At 46.3% G+C, this 3,410-nt stretch carries 3 protein-coding genes; 2 read left to right on the top strand and 1 reads right to left on the bottom strand.

Annotated elements, in window-relative coordinates; genetic code table 11:
* Together BM607_RS03655 and BM607_RS03650 are read left to right on the top strand one after the other, a co-directional pair.
* The coding region (locus BM607_RS03655) for a helicase-related protein (RefSeq protein WP_249269544.1) at window positions 1-1,532 on the top strand (1,532 nt) is incomplete at its 5' end.
* A 60-nt stretch (window positions 1,533-1,592) separates the two neighbouring features.
* Window positions 1,593-1,853 (top strand): GrxA family glutaredoxin, encoded by a 261-nt coding sequence (locus BM607_RS03650; RefSeq protein ID WP_006081259.1) that lies wholly within the window; start codon window positions 1,593-1,595, stop codon window positions 1,851-1,853.
* A gap of 79 nt (window positions 1,854-1,932) precedes the next feature.
* Here BM607_RS03650 and BM607_RS03645 read toward each other — a convergent pair whose 3' ends face one another.
* Window positions 1,933-3,096, bottom strand: coding sequence for a DcaP family trimeric outer membrane transporter (locus tag BM607_RS03645; protein ID WP_071938867.1), 1,164 nt, complete (start codon window positions 3,094-3,096; stop codon window positions 1,933-1,935).
* Between the last annotated feature and the right edge of the window lie 314 nt (window positions 3,097-3,410).

Raw genomic sequence — 3,410 nt, 5'->3', positions numbered from 1 at the left:
AAGCCAGTATCTATGCGGCGGGACTCAATCAAAAAGCCACTGAGGGGAAAACCGTCGTCGCCAGCATTCAATCGGCGGCGCGGGGGTTAACCCAGTTCGATCAGCCGTTCTCATTAGTGATTATTGATGAATGCCACAGAGTCAGCCTTGAGAAAACCAGCCAGTATCAACAAGTGCTTAATCATTTACGCACGAAAAATCCCCAACTAAGATTGCTCGGCCTCACCGCTACGCCCTATCGCCTTGGCACTGGCTGGATTTACCAGCAGCACTACCATGGTAAAGTGGGTTCGCCAAAACATGCTGTGTTCGAACATTGTGTGTTCGAGCTACCCATCAGGCCACTCATTAAACAAGGTTACCTCACAGCACCAACGCTGTTTGATGGCTTAAGTGCCCAGTACGATTTCAGCCAACTGAAAGCCAATGACAATGGCGAGTATGCTGAAGCCGACGTTAACGATTTACTGGGGCATTACGGCCGCGCGACTACCGCGATAGTGAAACAGCTCATTGAACTGAGCCAACATAGAAAAGGCATTATCATCTTCGCGGCAACGGTGCGTCACGCCAATGAGATTTTTGGCCTACTCAACCAAGCTCACGCTGCACAGAGCGCCATTATCACGGCACAAACGCACGACAATGAACGTGATGCGACGATTGAACGCTTTAAAGCCCAAGAGCTCAAGTTTTTGGTCAACGTGGCTGTGTTGACGACAGGCTTCGACGCGCCTCATGTGGATTTAATTGCTATTTTGCGCCCTACCGCTTCAGTCAGTTTATTTCAACAAATGATCGGCCGCGGTTTACGCATAGCTGAAGGTAAAAAAGATTGTCTTATCATCGACTACGCTGCCAATGGTTATGACTTGTATTTCCCCGAGGTTGGCCAAGCGAAACCCAACAGTAAATCGGTACCCGTGCAAGTGCATTGCCCTGTGTGCGATTTTGCTAATATTTTCTGGGGACTCACGGACGACGATGGCGACATCATCGAACACTTTGGTCGCCGTTGTCAGGGCATTGTCGAACAGCATGGTAAAAAGCAACAGTGCGACTTTCGATTTAGATCTAAATCTTGCCCTGATTGCGGTGAAGAGAATGATATTGCCGCGCGCATTTGCCAGCACTGCCAATCGACTCTCATCGATCCCGATAAACGCCTGCGGCAAGTACTCAGCCAGCAGCACCATCATTTGTTCCGCTGCCAACATATGACGCTCATCGATGATGACGGCAATCTGAAAGTGCAATACCTCGATATCGACGGCAATGAATTTAATCGCCGCTTTAAAGTGCAAACGCCGGCACAATGGCGAGCCCTATATGCCTTATTCATCTTTCCCCATAGCCGTACACCGGGATTAAAACCGAAAAAGTACACTAAGGTGACAGAGTTAATCAGCGACGCGGATAAATTCCGTATGCCCGATCTCTTGCTGCTGAAGAAACATAAAAAAGGCTGGGATCTGCTCGAAAGCTATTTTGATTATCAAGGCCGCTATCAAACTGAAAATAAACACGGCTGACATTATCAATTCACTTAGGCCTATGGTATAAAACGACTAAAGTAATCCTAAGGAGCTATTATGTTCGTTGTTATTTTTGGCCGTCCAGGCTGTCCTTATTGCGTTCGTGCTGTGCAATTATCTGAGCAACTCGTTGAAAAACGTGATGACTTTAAGTTCAGATATGTCGATATCCACGCAGAAGGCATCTCTAAAGCAGATTTAGAGAAAACTGTCGGGAAGCCAGTTGAAACAGTACCGCAGATTTTTGTCGATGAGAAACACGTCGGTGGCTGCACAGATTTCGAACAATATGTTCGCGAAAACAATCTGTTAGATTAAGCGCTACACATATGTGACCCGCTTAATGCAAAAGGAGACCCAAGGTCTCCTTTTTAGTTTTTATCGCAAGCAAGTAAGATTAAAGCACATACTTAGCCGAGAACATAATGCGGCTCAAATCACCATCATCACCATTTTCTTTACTGTTCTTGGCGTACATATACTCGACCCCAAAGGTCAGCGGTTTGCTTGGCGAGTAAAGTAAGTTGATATAGCCTGAATAAGCATCCTTATTCACGCCTGAACCGGTTAAAGCCACATCGTTATCCGCTTGCATGCCTGACAAGGTTACACTGCTGCGCCACTGCTCATTCCACCAATGACGGTAAGACACAAATCCACCGAAAGTACGAATCGACTCGATATCACCGTTAGCATCCAGCACACCCGCATTAATGTAATTGAGTGCCATATAACGACCTAAGCCTTCACCATAGGTGGCCGTGAAGCGAAGATCATCTTTGCCAACCGGAATAATGCCCGCCACACTCGCGCCATATCCTAGGGCAGAGCTATCAATCTGAGTCGCACCTACCTTAGTTTCTAAATTCAACTGACGGGCAATACCCGCAAAGGAGAACGCCGCGCCGCCATCCGTTTTGAGGTTATACCGCGCGATAACATCGGGGATTACCCCGCTACCACTGGTAATGCGGGCACCGCCTTGATTTGGCGTGACTGTGGTTTCAGGATTTTCGATCGCTAATTGGAAATTACCTTGGGTATAGCGCAATAGCGTTTGGCGGGCGAACGGGGTGCCATCGGCTGCACCAACAAAATCGAGATTCTCAGGTAACGCCGCAGCATTTTGGAAGGTGGTCCACGTTTGACCTACGGTCCAATTGTCATAGGAGACAAATGCATGGCGAATACGAGGCGAATAGCTGTTGGAAGTGCGTTCATTGCCATCGGTGTGGGTCATAAAATCGAGTTCAATAAAGCCAGAAAGTTTATGACCATCAACATCGGTCGTCGCTTTGAAATTAAAACGCGTTTCGCGAGCTTGAAAATCCACGACTTGATTGCCATTACCTTCTTTGCCATAAATAGTACCAGGAACATAAAACTGCCTAGAGAGATCCCCCGAATCCGGTGCGCCATTGCCATAATCACTGAACATAATGTCAGCTTTGATATAACCGCCAAACTCAACATCCGTATCTTTTAGTGATGCCGCATTGGCCGAACTTGCTAATGCGAATAATATTGCACTACCCATCAAGCTTAGTTTTGCTTGTTTCATTTTTTGTCTTTCCCCAATTGTTATTATTTATCCGCAACCAATATGGACAAATTAACAAGTGAGAAACATTGGCAATAGGTCTATGAGACAAAAGTAGAAAATGTCAGGATAAATAATATGTTAGGAAAATATTTGAAACGAAATAAGTAACACGAAGGTATTAAAGCTAGTACTGAGAATTGGAATTTAACTTGGGGAATTCATGGGGGAACTTGAGAGAGGTAAAGCGGGGTAATAAGTGGTGGGTCGTGAAGGATTCGAACCTTCGACCAATTGGTTAAAAGCCAACTGCTCTACCGACTGAGCTAACGACC

Origin of the sequence: Shewanella sp. SACH (assembly GCF_001887095.2) — a bacterium.
GTDB lineage: Bacteria > Pseudomonadota > Gammaproteobacteria > Enterobacterales > Shewanellaceae > Shewanella > Shewanella baltica.
This window is presented reverse-complemented; position numbering and strand designations above follow the sequence as displayed.

Excerpts from the sequence above, each read along its gene's own strand:
- BM607_RS03650 (WP_006081259.1), top strand. The coding sequence starts at position 1,593 with ATGTTCGTTGTTATTTTTGGCCGTCCAGGCTGTCCTTATTGCGTTCGT.
- BM607_RS03645 (WP_071938867.1), bottom strand. The coding sequence starts at position 3,096 with ATGAAACAAGCAAAACTAAGCTTGATGGGTAGTGCAATATTATTCGCA.